The sequence below is a fragment of the Aliikangiella sp. G2MR2-5 genome (genome assembly GCF_015687155.1).
GTDB lineage: Bacteria > Pseudomonadota > Gammaproteobacteria > Enterobacterales > Kangiellaceae > Aliikangiella.
Genome location: NZ_JADPQF010000002.1, coordinates 481,610 through 499,356, shown reverse-complemented (window position 1 = coordinate 499,356; position 17,747 = coordinate 481,610). Strand labels below are relative to the sequence as shown.

Annotated in this window: 12 protein-coding genes; 10 read left to right on the top strand and 2 right to left on the bottom strand. The window is 40.2% G+C overall.

Features of this window, described 5'->3' with window-relative positions; all coding sequences use genetic code 11:
- Window positions 1–5 precede the first annotated feature (5 nt).
- The gene (locus IYN84_RS09550; RefSeq protein ID WP_196138974.1) at window positions 6–1,700 is read left to right on the top strand and encodes an NAD-dependent malic enzyme; all 1,695 of its coding nucleotides are present in this window, start codon (window positions 6–8) and stop codon (window positions 1,698–1,700) included.
- A gap of 383 nt (window positions 1,701–2,083) precedes the next feature.
- On the opposite strand, the gene IYN84_RS09545 is transcribed toward IYN84_RS09550, so the two are convergent.
- Both IYN84_RS09545 and rpmE read right to left on the bottom strand, forming a co-directional pair.
- Complete coding sequence (locus tag IYN84_RS09545) at window positions 2,084–2,755, bottom strand: thermonuclease family protein (RefSeq protein ID WP_196138973.1); 672 nt, start codon at window positions 2,753–2,755, stop codon at window positions 2,084–2,086.
- A 150-nt stretch (window positions 2,756–2,905) separates the two neighbouring features.
- Window positions 2,906–3,121, bottom strand: coding sequence for a 50S ribosomal protein L31 (rpmE, locus tag IYN84_RS09540; protein WP_196138972.1), 216 nt, complete (start codon window positions 3,119–3,121; stop codon window positions 2,906–2,908).
- A gap of 353 nt (window positions 3,122–3,474) precedes the next feature.
- Here rpmE and IYN84_RS09535 point away from each other — a divergent pair, with 353 nt between their 5' ends.
- The 9 genes from IYN84_RS09535 (at window position 3,475) to IYN84_RS21155 (ending at window position 17,563) form a co-directional block, all read left to right on the top strand.
- Window positions 3,475–4,275 (top strand): alpha/beta fold hydrolase, encoded by an 801-nt coding sequence (locus tag IYN84_RS09535; RefSeq protein WP_196138971.1) that lies wholly within the window; start codon window positions 3,475–3,477, stop codon window positions 4,273–4,275.
- 364 nt (window positions 4,276–4,639) lie between these two features.
- Window positions 4,640–5,116, top strand: coding sequence for an RHS repeat domain-containing protein (locus IYN84_RS09530; RefSeq protein ID WP_196138970.1), 477 nt, complete (start codon window positions 4,640–4,642; stop codon window positions 5,114–5,116).
- Window positions 5,117–5,153: 37 nt separating this feature from the next.
- The gene (locus IYN84_RS09525; RefSeq protein ID WP_196138969.1) at window positions 5,154–9,197 is read left to right on the top strand and encodes an RHS repeat domain-containing protein; all 4,044 of its coding nucleotides are present in this window, start codon (window positions 5,154–5,156) and stop codon (window positions 9,195–9,197) included.
- Between the two features lie 810 nt (window positions 9,198–10,007).
- Window positions 10,008–10,994: a PKD domain-containing protein gene (locus IYN84_RS21435; protein WP_196138968.1), complete on the top strand. Its 987-nt coding sequence runs from the start codon at window positions 10,008–10,010 to the stop codon at window positions 10,992–10,994.
- 282 nt (window positions 10,995–11,276) lie between these two features.
- Window positions 11,277–11,438, top strand: coding sequence for a hypothetical protein (locus tag IYN84_RS09515; protein ID WP_196138967.1), 162 nt, complete (start codon window positions 11,277–11,279; stop codon window positions 11,436–11,438).
- 392 nt (window positions 11,439–11,830) lie between these two features.
- Window positions 11,831–12,127, top strand: a complete 297-nt coding sequence (locus IYN84_RS09510; protein ID WP_196138966.1) for a hypothetical protein — start codon at window positions 11,831–11,833, stop codon at window positions 12,125–12,127.
- Window positions 12,128–12,368: 241 nt separating this feature from the next.
- Window positions 12,369–12,581, top strand: coding sequence for a hypothetical protein (locus tag IYN84_RS09505; protein WP_196138965.1), 213 nt, complete (start codon window positions 12,369–12,371; stop codon window positions 12,579–12,581).
- 521 nt (window positions 12,582–13,102) lie between these two features.
- Window positions 13,103–13,396, top strand: coding sequence for a hypothetical protein (locus IYN84_RS09500; RefSeq protein ID WP_196138964.1), 294 nt, complete (start codon window positions 13,103–13,105; stop codon window positions 13,394–13,396).
- Window positions 13,397–13,426: 30 nt separating this feature from the next.
- Window positions 13,427–17,563 (top strand): two-component regulator propeller domain-containing protein, encoded by a 4,137-nt coding sequence (locus IYN84_RS21155; RefSeq protein ID WP_196138963.1) that lies wholly within the window; start codon window positions 13,427–13,429, stop codon window positions 17,561–17,563.
- Window positions 17,564–17,747: the final 184 nt, after the last annotated feature.

Here is a 17,747-nt window from a genome sequence, read left to right as displayed (position 1 = left end):
TCATTATGAATAATCAGAATTCTAGCAAACGTCCTCTTTATATTCGTTATGCCGGTCCAGTCCTACTGGAAACTCCTTTGCTTAATAAAGGGAGTGCTTTCTCGCTTGAAGAAAAGCGAGCTTTTAATCTGGAGGGATTACTACCGGCTGCGATAGAGACTATTGAAGAACAATCGCAACGCTCTTATCAGCAGTTTTCACAATTTGACAACGATTTAGACAAACATATCTATCTGCGTCAGATTCAGGATACTAATGAAACACTTTATTTTCGCCTGATAACCGATCATCTTGAAGAAATGATGCCAATCATTTATACACCAACCGTTGGTTTGGCCTGTCAGAAGTTTTCACAAATATATCGACGTAAACGCGGGCTCTTTATTTCTTATGAAGACCGTGAGCGTATGGACGATATGCTACAAAATGCGACCAAGCAAAACGTCAAAGTAATTGTTGTGACCGATAGTGAGCGAATTTTGGGGTTAGGTGATCAGGGGATTGGCGGTATGGGAATTCCCATCGGTAAGCTTGCCCTCTATTCGGCATGTGGCGGAATTAGTCCTGCTTATACGCTGCCGGTTGCGCTGGACGTTGGAACCAATAATCAGGAGCTGTTAGATGATCCTATGTACATGGGATGGCGTCACAAAAGAGTCAGTGGAGATGAGTACTTTGCCTTTGTCGACAAATTTTTAAAAAGTGTGAAACGCCGTTGGCCGAATGCGCTTATTCAGTTCGAAGATTTTGCTCAGGCTAACGCTACTCCATTGCTGAAAAAATATCAGGATAAACTCTGCTGTTTTAATGATGATATTCAGGGGACTGCGGCAGTAACGGTAGGGACTTTATTAGCTGCCTGTCATGCTCAGGGGACAAAGCTTAAAGATCATCGCGTAGTATTTGTCGGCGCCGGTTCGGCTGGATGTGGTATTGCGGAACAAATTGTCGCCCACATGATTGAAGATGGTATCAACGAAGCGGACGCGATTGAGCAGGTTTATCTGACCAGCTCAAAAGGGCTACTGACTGATGATATGCTGCTAAGAGATTTTCAGCAGAAATTTGCCAAGAAAAAATCCGAAGTTGCTAGCTGGAGTAGTGACGGCGAAAAGGTTACCTTGCTTGATCTGGTTAAAGCAAGTAAGCCGACCATAATTATTGGAGTTTCAGGTGTAGCCGGCTTGATCAGCAAAGAAGTAGTAGAAGCTATGTATGCTGAATGTAAAAGGCCGATCGTTCTTCCGCTTTCTAATCCTACCTCCAAAGTGGAAGCACTACCGAGTGATGTGATTGAGTGGACTGAAGGTAATGCTATTGTCGCGACCGGTAGTCCATTTGAACCGGTTGAGTACCAGGGCAACAGCTATCCGATCGCGCAATGTAATAACAGCTACATATTTCCTGGTGTTGGCCTCGGGGTCATCGCCAGCGGTGCAACTCGAGTGACAGAAGAAATGTTTATGACTTCGAGTGAAGCGCTCGCTGAGTGTTCGCCCTTAGTTAAAGGTGAAGGGGATGACCTGTTACCCGCACTCAATCAAATTCGTGAAGTGAGTAAGTATATTGCTAATAAAGTCGGGCTTAAGGCGATGGAGCAGGGAGTTGCGACCAAAATCGAACCGAAAGTCCTGGCGAAAAGAGTAGAGAAAAATTTCTGGATGCCGGAGTATCGGGAGTATAGAAGGACTTCTTTCTAGTTCTGGTTTTTGATAGGCGCTTTGTTTTGCACCGCTACGCTTGCGTGCGACCTACTTTTGTCAGGAGTAACAAAAGTAGGCAAAAGTACCCCTGTGTGCTAACAAGCCAGGCGAACAGCGCCTGGTACCTTGCGCGCTTCAAATAATGCTGGATTTTTTAAACGGCCTTCCTGGCCGTTAAAAAAGTTCGGCATCCTTGCCTCACCCCTTCGGGTCTTATCATCATTATTTTCCAGTGCTCTGCTTGTTAGAACACTTTAAAAAATCTGTGGACGATTCGCTCTGCTGTTATAACGGCCTTGTGGAGTGAATGAAACTTCAGAAAGAGTAGAGGAATGTTAGGGCATAGCGAGTCTGCTTTAGACTAGGCTTGTTCACTAAATCTAATTATCACCCATCAACATTCCCGGATGTTTCAACTTTACTCTTAACTTGCCGTGTGATTGATAAACAAAACCGTTTAACGACAGTCGATCACCGACTTTTTTATTGAGCAGTTCTTTTTCAAAATAGCTGTGACGATCATTCGGGAGCCCGACCCAAAGTTTATCGTCTAACACGAACCATAGATTTTTCTTTGACTGGTAGCGCTCGGTAATCGTTCCGGCAACCCATTGAAAGCCTTTTTTCTGGAGAATAGCATTTTTGCTCTTTGCCCGGTTTGCCTTAACGGACCAGAGTCCGGCTTTCATTTTGACTGCGTTATTTTCAATGGCTTTCAGGCATTGCCAGTAACCGTCGTTGGGCGGAATGACCAGCATTCTGGCGTGGCCCTGCTCCAGTAGTTTTGCGCTTAGCAGCTCGCCTTTTTGATTAAAAACATGGGCGAGTATTCGTCCGTAGCGATCTTTTTTTTGGTAATCGGTTTGCCAATAAATTGTTTGTGGCGGGCCGATAAGCTTTTCCAGCCGTTCTTTGGCTGCGACTGAAAATGGCTCGGCGGGTTTATCCTTGTTGGCGTTGATTTCCGGGGTATCGATATTGAGCAAGCGGAGCTTTTTACCATTTTCGGTATGAATTGTATCGCCGTCGGGGAGCCACTTCACTTTATCCACGCTGATATTCGTCGATTTTATAATGTCTTTGCTAGGGCAGTGGGCGGGAAGTGCTGCTGTTTTGAATGAGAAAAGACAGGCAATAAAAAAGACGCTAAAAAGCGTCTTTTTTGATATTGGGTCAAGTAACATGACTCGATAAAGCCAGGCTTACTTTTTAAGTGAACGTGCACCGAAACGTTTACGGAATCTGTCAACACGACCACCAGTATCAACCATTTTTTGCTTACCAGTGTAGAAAGGGTGGCAAGCTGAACATACGTCCAGATTGATGTCTTTACAAAGAGTTGAACCAACTTCAACTTTGTTGCCACAGCTACAAGTTGCAGTGATTTGCTCGTAATTTGGATGGATATCAGTTTTCATCGTCTAATCTCTATATTTTGGGTATCGCCATAAAAGCCAGACTGGACTTAAGTCTTATTTAAGACTAGTTCGACTGCTCAAATACCATACACCATTAATGGGACGCGCGATCTTACCGATCTTAATCAGGTAATGCAACCCCTGTGTGCCTTTAATGGCGGGCGATTAGGGGCTGAATTCGTATTTTGTTCGGAACAGCTGGTCAGGCAGAGATATTCGAAGGCCAAAGAATTTTTCTTTAACTGGTTGGATGAGTTGTTAAAATCCTCTAAACTGGCGGAATTACAGCAAAATTCAAGGGAAGTCCTATTAAAACCTATCGATTACAGAGTTCTGATGGCGCTGAGCATGATTTGATTGTTTCCGCAGGTAATCAGAATCCAAAGCAGCCCGTGTTCCTGTGTTTGCCGGCCATGGGCGTACCGGCTCGTAAATACTTACCCCTTGCCGAAAACCTTAACGCAGAAGGGGTTGCGACGGCGTTATTTGAATGGCGTGGATTGGGAAGTAGTAATTTGCGGGCTTCGCGCAAGGTAAATTTTGGCTATAACCATATCTTAAGTGATGATCTCCCCGTTGCCATCAAGCAAGTTCGTGAGGATTTTCCACAAAACCCGATGTACATTCTCGGTCATTCTCTTGGGGGACAGCTGGGGTTGCTTGCCCTGTGTCAATACCCGGATGAGTTTGAGGGAATGGTTGGAGTCGCTACTGGTACGCCATATTTTAAAGGTTGGCAGTTTCCCAGTAATTTAGGCCTGTTTATTTCGTCCAAACTGATGCGTTGGATTGCCGCTGCAATCGGTCATTTTCCTGGACGAAAACTGGGGTTTGCCGGACGAGAGGCTCGTCAGGTAATTAGAGACTGGAGTCGCTCGGTCAGCAGTGGCGAATATAGAGTGGAAGGTAATCCGCATGAATTTGAAACTCTCTGTCATCAGCTCAAAAAGCGAGCGCTATTGATTACTATCGACGATGACATACTTGCACCGCCAAAATCAGCTCAGAATCTCGGTAAAAAGCTCTCGGCAAGTGAAGTCACCTACATGCATTTAGGTAAGGGGGATTTTCCATCAGGGAAAACCGGTCACTTTAACTGGATGCAAGACCCTTTGCCGGTAGTTGAGCAAATACTAAAATGGAACTCCGACTAAGTCGGCTTTTTGCCCCACAAAATATAAAACGACGTATTTTTATAATGAATGGTCGTAATAGTTCAAAGATTCTTCGTAAATAAATCAAGCACTTGTAATAGGATTCCTCAACTAGAAAACTATACAGCAATAAAGTTGACGTTGAGGGAAGAGTGAAGCAAAGCCGTATCTTATTCGTACTATCCTACGTATTTTTCCCAGCTTTTCGATTGTGTTTGACCTGTGCAACATCGAAATCCTTTGAGGGGTTGATTGCCTCTTACTCTGTCTCATCAATACTCTCGACTTTTAGTTTATTCAACTTCCTTGCCTCTAGTTTTCAAATTTTATGTTCTCTATTTATTAATCAAAAGGATGCTTATCAATGATGACTTTGAGTTTGCGGGCTATTGGACTCGTTGCTTTGTTTTCGTCGACGACGATTTTAGCTTCGTCTTCTACTAGCTACCAATATGATGCAAGAGGAAGACTTGTTCAGGTGAAAAATTCAGCTAATGAAGAAATTAATTATACCTATGACAAAGCAGGGAATCGTTCTGCCGTGACCAATGGTGGAGCAGTTGAAACTCCAGAGCCAATTATTTCCAGTTTTAGTGTGCCTAGTTCGGTTGCCAGTGCGGGTGACTGGGCAACCGTTAGCTGGGTTTCCCAAAACGCAATTAGTTGTGAACTTGCCAGAAACGGAAGCACCAACGGATATACGGATTTACCTACTTCAGGGAGTCGGTCCTTTAGAGTTTTTGAATCGATGATTGTAAAGATTACTTGCGTGAACGGAAGCAAAAGCGCATTTCAATCAAAAATGATCCGAATATCTAGTGGCGGCTTTAACCTTCGATAGCCTCAGAAATAATTAACCTATAGTTTGCGAGAAATTCATGAACAAGATCATAAGATTCTTTTATTTTGTAGCTTCAATTGTGCTACTACATTCGAATGCTGCAGGCGCTACGGAGTCCGCCGAGTATCATATTAAGCCGCTTCAAATTGAACCGGATATCAATTCTGTTGACCTTCTCAGTGGTAAGTATAGACCTCAGCTACCCGTATTGAGCATTCCTGCCGCGCCAAACTTAAATTTTCAAACATTACAAAAACTGGATTCCAAAATTACCGGAACTCTTTGGAGAGATTCTGCTGGTGGTGGTGGTACATCACAAAGAAGAGAAACCTACTCTCTAACTTATGGAGCAAGTACTTCCGAATACTTCACTTGTCTTTCCTATGATTGCGTAGCTTCCAATTCAACAGGTTCGCAATTAAGAGGAAATATGCGTACCAAAAACTTTCTTTATACGCAGGGAGGTACAGGCATTGAAGTGAGATATAATCTGCAATCCTCATTATTTCAGTGGAATAATGCACTTGATAAAAAAGCCGAAGAGGGGACCTGGTATGCGAGCAGCATCAAGTTTCCTACGGGTGAAATACTATCGCTTACCTATGATACAACAACTGAAGGCGTTGTAACTTATCATCGTCCTACAAAGGTTAGTTCCTCTCTGGGATATGAACTCCATATTTCTTATCGGTCCAATGACATCACAACAGGTTCGTATGGTTGGGGCGCTCTTAAGCAAGCTTACATAGTTGCAACTAAAAATCCATCGACAGTTCTGGCAAAGTTTTCCCATCCTGGCAATAACGGATATTTTGATGATCTCAGTGGACGGACTTTTTACTACACAGGATTGATCAATGCGCTTGGTACTTCTGAACAAGCCAGAAATTATAAGTTTAAACTGCCTTCCTCAACTAACTATGTCACTAGCGTTTCTTCTGCAACTCAAAATTATGCGGGCATCAGCCACAGTAATTTTGTAACTTCAGTCGAAACGAAAGGGGTTACTTACAATTATGCCTATACCGCCAAATCAGGGACAGGTTATGACCCTCGCAAGCAGTTTTCTACACTCGTCATTACCGGTCCGGAAGGCTATTACCGAAAACTTGATTATGCAGTATGGGGGGCACCTAATCATCGTCAGTTGGTTACTGCTGAAACTGATAGTCAGGGCAACACAACCCGGTATGGCTATACCACAAATAATAGAATCAAAAAAATCATATTTCCCGAAGGAAACTCGGTTCATTATACTTATGACGCATACGGAAATGTCACATCTAAAACAACGAAAGCAAAGCCGGGAAGCGGGCTTGCGGATATCACAGTAGTTGCTAACTACAACACAGGTAGTTGTGTCTTATTTGGATGTTATCGACCTACCTATACCATTGATGGTAAGGGAAACCGAACAGATTATACCTTCGATTCTACTCACGGTGGTCTGCTAACAATGTTAGAGCCCGCTGACGCGAATGGAAACCGTCGTAAGACAACCTACACCTACTACTCGAGTCCTTACCGCGTAAAACAAGTTTCTGTTTGTGCGGAAAACGAATGTGGTACAGAGAATGAGCAGATTACCAAATACACTTATTGGGGAAATACAAGCCTACCTCTTACTGTAGAGCAAACTAACGGCGCTGGTACACTGAGCCAGATTACTACCCATCAATATGACAGTGCTGGAAGGTTAGTTTCTACTGACGGTCCTCTGGCTGGTACCGCGGACAAAACTTACAGTCGCTATGATTCTATTGGCAGAAAAACATGGAGTATCGGTCCAGTTAATCAAGCGGGGTATCGTGTTAGTAACCGCATGGCTTATCGTAATCAGGATGATCAACTTTCAAAAGTCGAAACTGGCACGGTGACTTCACCGACAAGCACGAACCTGTCGGTTTCACATACAAAAACTTTTCAATATGATTCATATGGCCTGTTAACACAGACTACCAAATCTTCACCTGCAGGAATCGTAGCTTTGTCACAGACCAGCTATGACGATCTCAATCGAATTCAATGCGAAGCAACAAGGATGAATCCATCAATATTCGCCTCTCCTCCATCTTCTGCATGTGTTTTGGGAACAGAAGGTAGTTACGGTAAAGATCGAATCACACTAACGGCATATGACTCAGAGTCGCGAGTTATAAAGAAAACTTCTGGATACGGAACACCAAGCCAGGGCAATGATATTCGAATGGACTACAGCGCAAATGGTCAAGTGTCGATTCGTATTGATGGTAATGAATACTATACGACCTATGATTATGACGGATTTGATCGACTATCTAAAATTACCTTCATGGACGGAACCTATGAAGCTTTTGAATATGATAAAAATGGAAATCAAACCAGTTATCGAAAAAGAGACGGAACAACTTTTACTCACGTATTTGATGGGCGAGATCAAACGCGCTATACATCGGTGCCAGGTGAATCAACTATCTATTTTAACTACGATGGACTAGGCCGCCAGACTTCCGTTAGTCGTGGTACAAGTACTGTTAGCTACGCTTATGATGGGCTGGGGAGAAAAAAATCCTCAACAATCGACGGAAAGACTCTATCTTACCTATACGATGCAGCCGGACGACGCTCGCGTTTGAAACACCCCGATGGTTACTACATCACATACAATTATGACGCTGTTGGTTCGTTGACTGCTCTGAAAGAGTATGGAAGTACTAACCTGGTAAACTACTCCTATAACTCTTTAGGGCGTTTAACAAGAATTACGCGAGGCAATGGTGTTGTTTCCAATCTTAAATATGATGAAGTAGGTAGAGCTAGCGACTTTGATCATATCGGTTTTAATAATACGGATCTATCCTACAATCCATCAAATCAAATTGTTTCGAGGCAGGTTTCCAATAACAGCTACCAAATAAAAATACCAACTGTTGGAACTGAGAACTACAGTGTCAATGAACTCAATCAATACACTCAGATTGCAGGTAAATCTTTACGCTACGATCTGAATGGTAACCTTGAAGGTTATGATGGCTGGAGCTATTCGTACAATGCGCACAACAGGTTGATATCGGGAGCAGCTTCCGGGAAATCATTGACTCTGAAATACGATGCGATAGGCCGATTAAACCAATCAACCTATAACGGTAGTTCTACCAAATTTCTTTATGATGAAGATGAATTGGTTGCCGAATATAGCACTTCGGGAACAATTTTAAGACGTTATGTTCATGGTATTGCCGAAGACAACCCACTGGTCTGGATGGAAGGGAGTTCCACAGGTAATAAGCGCTATCTTCTTTCTGATGAGCGCGGCTCGATTATTTCGGAAACGAATAATAGTGGTGGACTAGTTACTACTCATCAATATGGACCTTTTGGTGAGCCTGTTAATAATAGTTCATCACGATTTCGCTACACGGGGCAGATATTAATACCAGGGACCGAGCTTTATCATTTTAAAGCGCGAGTGTATCACCCTGAACTAGGGCGTTTTCTGCAGACAGATCCGATCGGCTACCAGGATGGGATGAATTGGTATGCTTTTGTTGGAAACGACCCTATGAATAGTTTAGACCCAAGTGGTATGGTTAAATTATCGTTAGGAATTAATGGGGAATTAGTAGCTGTGGCTGGCTTGAAAGTTGGAGTTAGTGTGTCCTTTGACACTGAGACTCTAGAACTAGGATTCGCTGCAGGAGGAGGGCCTAGACTAGGTGCTGGTCTCGGTATCGGTGTTAGTGGAGCTATTGAAAAAAGCGGAACATCCCCTGCGAAAAATGACGTGTTTTCAAGTACAAAAGTTACTGCTGAAGGAAATTTTGGTCCCGTGTCTATCAGCAAAACATTGGTATCTAGTGATGGAGCAGGAAAAGTTTCAGGGTTAGCTGATGGAACAACTAGTATAGGTGTCAGCGAAGCAGTTGTTGAAATTAAACCACAACTCAAAATAGGTGGCTCTATTGGTATTGAATCGACAGTAAACGTTACGTCATCAATTGTTCCAGATACAATTGAAGCTGTGAGTAATATTGCTCATGAAATTGCTGATACTTTAACTGACCAGTGCACATACAACAGAGACAAGATAGGTGGTTGCTAAGAGTGAGTATTGAAAAATCATATGCGAGAATTAGATTTTTAAGAGTAATGCTTTTCGCATGGTTAGCTGCTTTATTGATTACAATCTTTCCAAGTGGATTGATTAGTTGGCTGTTATTGTTGTTTTTCTCAATATGTTCGATTTATGCTCTCTTTATTCGCTGTGAAAATTGTGATGTGCTGTTATACCGGTATGACAAGAGTTATCACGGAATGCCGCATCCATTATTTATGATTCCACCTAGAAAGTGTCCAAAATGTGGCGTAAAAAGAGTGTGAGCGATTAAAGCTAGAAAAAATTTAATTAAAAGAGCTGGAAGGAAATATGGTAATTTTTTATTCCTAGAGTAATCTAATACAAGAATAGTTTCTTTCGGGCTAAAAAATACCTTGTTTTTTTAGCTCTTTCTAAAAATATGATACCTCACATCCAGCACGCTTTGATTGTAAGCCTGTCTATTATGATAGGCTTATTTTTTAATCTGACTATATTTTCTGTCGAAGTAATACTATTTTCAATTGACTACTATGTAAATGTGGGGGATGAATTCTTTAGAGTAGTAAAAGCATCATGAGTTGAAATGAATGAACTATGCTAAGTGATACTCTTTAATGATTGGGGCTTTGGTCACCTAAATAAAAATAATGGTTAGTAAGTTTTTTTGAATAACTAAATCATGCGTGGTCTCAGATTATTAACTAATCGTTAGTCGGATTGTTATAACAAAATGTCGTAATTTTTATTTTAAAAGCTAAGAATTAAATGCTTCAGTCGATTATTATTTTATCTCCTTAATAATGGAGTTAAAATATGTTGTATAGTGTAAAAATAAAATTACTTTACTATCTGATTTTTCTGTTTTTAGCTTCGCTAAAGGTAGAAGCCAATGTAATCGGATGTGACTCAAAAGATACCTATTCCGGTATTTTACGAATAGAAAAAGGTCCAACTACTGACTTGCCTGTATTAATCGGAACAGAGCAAGAGTTTAAAGCTTATGCAAAATTCCCAAACGATCGAAAAGCCTATTGGTCTGTCTGGAAAAAGTACTCATCTGGTTGGGGGCAAGTAAATTGGATGGAATACGAAAAAGATATTTACGAGAAGAGTACAAAGTATACTGCCCGAATCTATTCAAGCGGCAACTATATGACTGTTGTAAGAACAAAAATAGATGGAAAGGAAGATTATTGTAATAATCGCCAATGGTACGTTCAGAAAAAACCGACTGCATCCGCTAGTCATTCTTTGGGCGATATAACTGATATTGATGCTGGACTTGAAATACAGTTTACCGGAAAAGGATGGATCGACCAGTGGGCAGCCCAAATGTCTCTGAGCTATTCATGGGATTTTGGTGACGGCACAACATCAACCGAAAAAAATCCTGTTCACACCTATAAAATCGAAGGAGATTATACTGTAAAGTTGCAAACATATGATGGTAATTATTATTCCGACAATACTGTGATAGCAACTTTTCATGTTAGTGGCCCTCCCCGAAATGTCAGCAATATTTTGTACGAGTTTGGCGCATGTGATTTTTATACTAGAACAGGCTTGATTAGCTGGGAAGACAATCCTGATGCAGATGATTACCAAGTCGAGGAGTTGGTTGGTAGTGGCTGGCAATTATTGTATCAAGGAAGAACGACCGCAAGGTCATATAATAGTTCTGATTACGGGATACACAAACTGAGAATTCGTTCTGGAAACTATTTTGGGTTTGGAGAGTGGAAGGAATTTGAAGCGAATGTACCCAGTTGCTCTGGCACTAATCCACCTCATCCGTTTTAAAAGAATGGTAATTGGAGGTTATCGCTTGGAAGTTAAACATTGCTCGATTATTCATTTGTAGTAAGCGAGCTTACGTCCTGCTTTGAAAGTTTGAAGTTGCTTTTTGTCGGGTCTTTACAAAACAATGTCGATATTCTGCAATGAAAGTGAGAGGTTTATTAATATACTCCATGTTAATCTAAACGCTAGATTGTAAGATATTAAAGTTCGTCCTTTGTAAAAGGAAAATCAATCTTCATCATTTTCAACTTTTAAATTATTTTAACTTCTATGGAGAAAAATATGAATGTGAACACGCTACTTCTACTAATTGCATTAATGGGATTTGCAAATTCCAATGCATTAAATAACGAAAGCGATAGAATGAATAATAACCAGGAAGCAAGTGTGCAGCTTTATCCAGATCCACCGGTGTGTCCTATTTGTAGTGTCAACGACGATTAGAATCTCCTGTTTCCAGTTTTGTTCTCCACCAATAGGGGCATTTATGCCCCTTTCTTACTTTCTAAATTAGTGAACGATCCATCAATCAATCAGGTTAAAGTCAGTTTAAAATAATGCTGTGTCGTAATACTGCAAAACAATGTCGCAGAACTACAACCTAACTGGCGAAAGCTATCTAACTGCTTGTTTTAGAAGAAGTGTTTACTCTTTCGTGGTTGGCTAAATCTTATTAAGTTTGCAAAATTGCTTAATTTATCTCGCTCAAAATTAGATAAAGAGCAATGGCGTGTAATTATTTACATCCTAGGGTGCAGTAAATGGGTATAATGAAGCGGCTTGGAAACAAAGCGATTAAATAAAAATATAAATGTAAAGCAGGAGCTTATAGAGAAATGTTAAAAAAGACTTTTCTTAAAATCATCGCTATGGCTGGCTTGAGTTTTTCAACGCTCGCAATGGCAGATATCATGTATAAGTTTTTTCGTAGTTGGGATGAAGTGGTTGAGTTCTGTGAAAATAACCACTGCATAAGTGTCTCCGATATTTATGGAAGAGAATTCCCGACAGAGCTATATATGGTAACTTATGATGACAGTAATTCTGAACCAGGTTGCGCTCCAGATATGGACGGTGATGGAAATTTGACCTGTCGTCCAATTGAGCCTCCACCAAGAGAGCCAGACGACTAGTGATTAAGTGGTGACTTTATTTGATTAATCAAAAGCAGCAGTTTCTCTGGCTTCGCACGAAGTAATTTTGCGTGAAACTGTTTGCTGACATTAGGAAACCAACTAAGGACTAATAAAGTCGCTTTTCTACAGTAAATAGACGTTTTAGTACAACACCAAATGATTCCTATTTATCGCTTTTTAGTTGATTCTATAGAAGAGCGCAAAAGCGCCGATATAATTTATATAAAAGGAATCAAATATGAAACTAACAAAATTAAAAGCACTACTGCTCGGTCTCTCTCTGGGGTTATTGGCTACCTCTAGTGTTAGCTTTGCAGATGAGCCTGATTCGGGCGACGATCCCGTTTTTATCGTTCCACCAAAGGATATACCGGATGAAGATCCAGTGGATGAGGAAGTGCAGGATGGTTGTATCGAAATACTTGGAGTCACGTTCTGTGTTCTAAAATAAACTCCTTCATTCAAGTAGAGGTTGAGTTAACTTTGATGCAATTCTTCAATCTCTACGTGCGCATGTTTTTGAATGGAACTGTGTCCTATAGTTGCCACTTTAAATATCGCGTAATATTAATGGTGATCAAGCTTCATCGAGCTGGGGCATCTAACCCTGCGTATCGCTAGTTATCGATACTATTATCTTCATAAATCGCTGAATGATTCACCTGTCACACTAAACTGGTTAGAAAATAATGTTATGTCGTGATATTGCATAACTAAGTCGCATAATTACAATCGCACCCCGAAATTCAACTTAACTGATTGTTTTACAAGAAGTAATTTTTCCTTTTGTCGCTTGCTATGGATTACAACGCTTGGCTAAGTCATTGATTTTTTTCTCAATCGAGCAGAAGGGAAGACAAATGAATGTAATTATTTACATCCTGAGATAAAGCAAACGAGTATAATGACCCGGCTTGGAAACAAAGTGCTTAGACAAAAAAGAACAACTGTTAAGTAGGAGCTTATAGAGAAATGTTACAGAGAACTTTTCTTAAAATTATTGCCATTGCTTTCTTGAGTTTTTCAACACTATTAATGGCCGAAATATTGTACAAAATTTTTAGTAATTGGGATGATGTGGTTGAGTTTTGTGACAATAATCACTGTATCAATGTTGTTGATATTTATGGTAATGAGTTTCCGATTAAACGATATGGCGTGACATACGATAACAATGATCCAACTCGCGGCTGTTATCCCCATAAGGATGAGTATGGTCATGTATCCTGCCCTAACTCTCCACCCCCAAGAGAGCCTGATAATTAAAATTCAATTTCGGCAGGTGGAAAGATAGCAGTGAGAAATTACAAGATAACCGTCTTTCTCATTATTGGGATTTGGGCTTTGTCCGCTTCTACAAGCGTAAAAGCCCAATTCTCCAAAGAAAGTATTCGTTTGCACAGTGTTGAACCCGGCATTTCGAATCAAACGGTCAATGATTTCGCCGAGGATAAGTTTGGATTTATCTGGATTGCGACCTCTGAAGGACTCAACCGATTTGACGGATATCAGTCGCGAGAATATTTACCGGCAATTGATCGACCTTTTTCGTTGCCCCACTTTCACATCAACAAACTATATCTGGATCATAATGAAGTACTTTGGGTCGGTACAAAGAAGGGGCTAAGACAATACGACCATAACACTGACACCTTTCCGTTCATCGGCAATGGAGATGAGTACTTTTCTTATGCAGATATTAATGTTACAGAGATTTCTGAAGATAAGAATGGGGTAATATGGATAGGTACATCGTCAGGTACCCTCACTATCTCTGCTGATCGAAAGTCGATACAGCCAGCAGAAAGCAGCTATTCGTTGTTATCAGACATTGCTAAATTTTATGTTACCTCGATTCTTCATGATGATGAGGGTAACACCTGGATTGGAACAAAGAAGGGTCTCTATAAGCTAGATAAGAAAAATAACCGATTAGTTTCAATTTCCAAAGTAAACAATATCGAGCCTCATAAAGTCAGAACATTATCCACTGACCAGTCCTCTAATCTTATCGTTGGTACTCAAAGAGGTGTTTACAAACTGGAACCGACTACAGAAAGGCTCCTGGAAAAGGCAGATGATAATGAACTGGCAAACTCATTTATAAGAGCAGTAAAGCAATTACCAGATAAAAGACTTCTCATAGGAACTTATGGCAATGGTCTGTTTATTACAGACCAGATGTTAAATGTTCTACAAAGATTCACCAGTGAATCCAATAATCTGTTAAAGAGCAATATCATCATCAGGATCTTTGAAGACAGCAAAGGTGTTTTCTGGGCGGGTACAAATAGTGGACCAATAATCATAAAAACCAATAATCAAAAAATAGAGTCCTACACATGGCGCTCCAGTCCTGATTGTTTAATGGAAAAGGTCGTTTATGCAATATCAAGTATGAACAATGGTGAGCTTCTATTTTCTGTCGCCGGAAAAAATTTAGTGAAAGTGAATCTAGAATCGATGCAGTGTGAAAAAATTTCCAGCTTTGAAGGAGAGAAGTTTGAACAGCCTCTAGATAATATCGTCTCGATATTTCAAGATGAAGAAGGTGATCTTTGGATAGGTACTTTTAATAAAGGTATTGTTCATTACGATTACTCAGAGAAAAGCTATAGTCACTATGTTTATAAAGAAGGCGACGACTTATCACCAGCTTCAAACTCGATTAATCATATAACCGGTCAAGGAAATAATGTATGGATTTCAACTTACGATAAAGGTGTTAATCTATTTGATAAAGCTACAAAAAAGTTTAGTCGTATTCAAGTCGCGGCTGAAAACTTGTCAGGTTACTCACCTAATATTTCTCTTGTAGATTCAAAAGATGAGTTATGGGTAGGTACTAGAGAAAAGGGGCTGTTGAAGTTAAATAAGCAAACCAACACTCTGGAAAAATTTGATGTGAATGAAGGTTTTATTCCTTCAGCTATTTATGCCATTACAGAGACTAAAGCGGGGTCTTTATGGCTGGGAAGTAAAGGATATGGTGCAATAAAACTGGATTCAGAAAATAAAATAGCAAAAGTCTTTAATGTTAAGAACAGTAATATTTCCTCAAATATGATATGGAGTATTGCAGAGGATAACTCTGGTAATCTATGGATGGGATCCAGCAAAGGGGTGTCCAAATATAATAATGAAAAAAAGAAATTCACAAAATTTTCTCATCATGAGGGAATTCAGAATGAAGACTTAACATCCGCTATTAGTATTGATAAGAAAAACGGTGATGTCTGGCTGGGCGGTGAAAACGGTATTAATCGAATTATAGAAAACACAACAAAATACAATCGAGAAGGCTCTAATACACAAATTGTTTCTTTTCAACTCTTTTATGAAGAAATCGATTTTTCTGATAGTAGTGTCTTAGAGGTTTCAGGTAGTAGTATGTTTGATGCTTCTGCTTTAAATCTGGACCATGACCAGAATGTCTTTTCTTTCGAATTTTCTGCGATGGATTATCTTAAATCTGATGAGCTATTTTACGCCTATAGGTTAAAAAATCATGACGAACGCTGGAATATTGTTGATTCAAATAAAAGATATGTGAGCTATACCAATATTCTTCCCGGAAACTACGAATTTCAAGTTAAGGCAAGCGACAATAAAGACAACTGGGATGTGCCTGCCAGAACTATTTTGATTAAAATTGATAAGGCCTGGTGGCAAACCTATTGGGCGTTGTCTGCTTACCTTTTTATTCTTGTGCTATCGATTTTTCTGTTGGTTCAATTCAGGACCAAAATGCTTAGAAGAAAAGCTGAAGAATTAAAGAGTTCTGTAGCAGAACGAACAAAAGAACTTGCAATTGAAAAAGCACATGTGGAAAAACTGCTTGCCCACAAAAATAAAGAATTTGCCAATGTTTCTCATGAGTTTAGGACCCCGCTAACATTGGTTTTAGGTCCATTGAAGTCAATGCTTAAAATTGAATCGGACCAAGATAAGAAGCGTAAGTTAGAGACTATGCAAAGAAATAGTTATCGATTAATGCGAATGGTTGACCAATTGATCTACATGGAAAAGTTTAGAGCCGCAAAAGAGGGTGTTAGAAAAATAGTCGACTTGCAGGAGCTGATCAATCATCTTGCAGGTGCTTTTGAAGATCTGGCGAAAGAGAAGGGGATTTCCTTATTCTTGGAAAGAAACGAACCAATCTATGTTCAAAGTGCTCCCGATGCACTTGAAAAAATACTGTTGAATTTACTGTCTAACGCCGTTAAATACACCCCCTCGGGACAAAGCATCGGAATCTCTTCGGAAAGGATTGGTGATTGTGAGTGTCAGATAAAAGTTTCTGATTCAGGGATCGGTATTCCTGAAGATATGCAGCATAAAATTTTTGGTCGTTACGAGAGAGTTTTAAGTGAGTATAGTGAGAAAATTACCGGTGCAGGAATTGGTTTGTCTCTGGTTAAAGAATTAATTGAAGCACATAATGGTAAAATTGAGCTTGAAAGTGAGCCAGGAAAAGGATCCTGTTTTACGGTTTATCTTCCTGTACTGCCTTCTTCATTTGTGCTGGATAAAAAAGAAAAGGTAAACAATCCTTCAAATGAGTCTCTAGAACTGGAAATAGAAAATTTGATTGGACAGTCGGCTCAGGAAAATATGCTCGCAGAAGTTATCGATAGTAAGCCTGTTGTTGAAGATACTACAAAAGAGCAAGTCCTAATAATTGAAGATAATCCAGATATGCGAGCCTATATTGCAGAAACGCTTGCGCATGATTATCAATGTTTGACTGCTGAAAATGGACAGCAGGGGATAAACATTGCGTATGAGTCGATCCCGGACATAATAATTAGTGATGTAATGATGCCGCTTATGGATGGATTTCAGGTGAGCGAAACACTGAAGCAAGATGAAAGAACATCCCATATTCCAATTATTTTGTTAACTGCCAGAGGTGATAGAGAAAGTCGTCTGACCGGCTGGAAAAGTCAGGCTGATGAGTATTTAAATAAGCCTTTCGACGAAGAAGAACTGGCTTTAAGAGTAGCCAACCTGCTGACCATCAGGCGGATTTTGAGAAGTCGTTTTGGCCAGTTGATGAATAGTGGTGACTCAACTGAAGTAACACTATCACAAGTAGAAGATATAAGTGAAAAAGATAAAGCCTTTATTAGTCGACTCGAAGCCATTATCAATGACAATCTGGAGGACAAAAGCTTTAAGCTGCCAGAGATGGCTTCTCGAATGATGATGGGGGAGAGACAACTTCAACGTAAACTGAAAGCATTGCTCGATGTTTCACCAAATGAATACCTACGGGTTACACGGCTTAAAAAAGCGAAAGAGATGTTACAAAAGGGAGAAATTATTAAAGTTGTAGCTTACTCAGTAGGATTCTCATCTATTGCCTATTTTTCAAATTGTTTTAAGGCTCACTTCGGCAAGACGCCTAATCAAGTTCGCGAGGGAAAATGAGGCAATTTTCCTGCTCCTGGCAAAGCTCATTCTGACTCTCTGGCGTAGCTCTACCTATTGATGGTACAAGATTGATACATCAAAACTGAATCTACTATTAAATAATGCCCATTAGTCATGCTAGTATAACCGTTGGAACTGAGATCTATGTGAAGCGAAGGGGTATCCTTTCTAGTTAAATGGA

Bases quoted from the DNA above. Each gene is read 5' to 3' on its own strand.
- IYN84_RS21435 (WP_196138968.1), top strand. From the start codon at position 10,008: ATGTTGTATAGTGTAAAAATAAAATTACTTTACTATCTGATTTTTCTG.
- rpmE (WP_196138972.1), bottom strand. From the start codon at position 3,121: ATGAAAACTGATATCCATCCAAATTACGAGCAAATCACTGCAACTTGT.
- IYN84_RS09530 (WP_196138970.1), top strand. From the start codon at position 4,640: ATGATGACTTTGAGTTTGCGGGCTATTGGACTCGTTGCTTTGTTTTCG.
- IYN84_RS09550 (WP_196138974.1), top strand. From the start codon at position 6: ATGAATAATCAGAATTCTAGCAAACGTCCTCTTTATATTCGTTATGCC.
- IYN84_RS09515 (WP_196138967.1), top strand. From the start codon at position 11,277: ATGAATGTGAACACGCTACTTCTACTAATTGCATTAATGGGATTTGCA.
- IYN84_RS09500 (WP_196138964.1), top strand. From the start codon at position 13,103: ATGTTACAGAGAACTTTTCTTAAAATTATTGCCATTGCTTTCTTGAGT.
- IYN84_RS09505 (WP_196138965.1), top strand. From the start codon at position 12,369: ATGAAACTAACAAAATTAAAAGCACTACTGCTCGGTCTCTCTCTGGGG.
- IYN84_RS09510 (WP_196138966.1), top strand. From the start codon at position 11,831: ATGTTAAAAAAGACTTTTCTTAAAATCATCGCTATGGCTGGCTTGAGT.
- IYN84_RS09525 (WP_196138969.1), top strand. From the start codon at position 5,154: ATGAACAAGATCATAAGATTCTTTTATTTTGTAGCTTCAATTGTGCTA.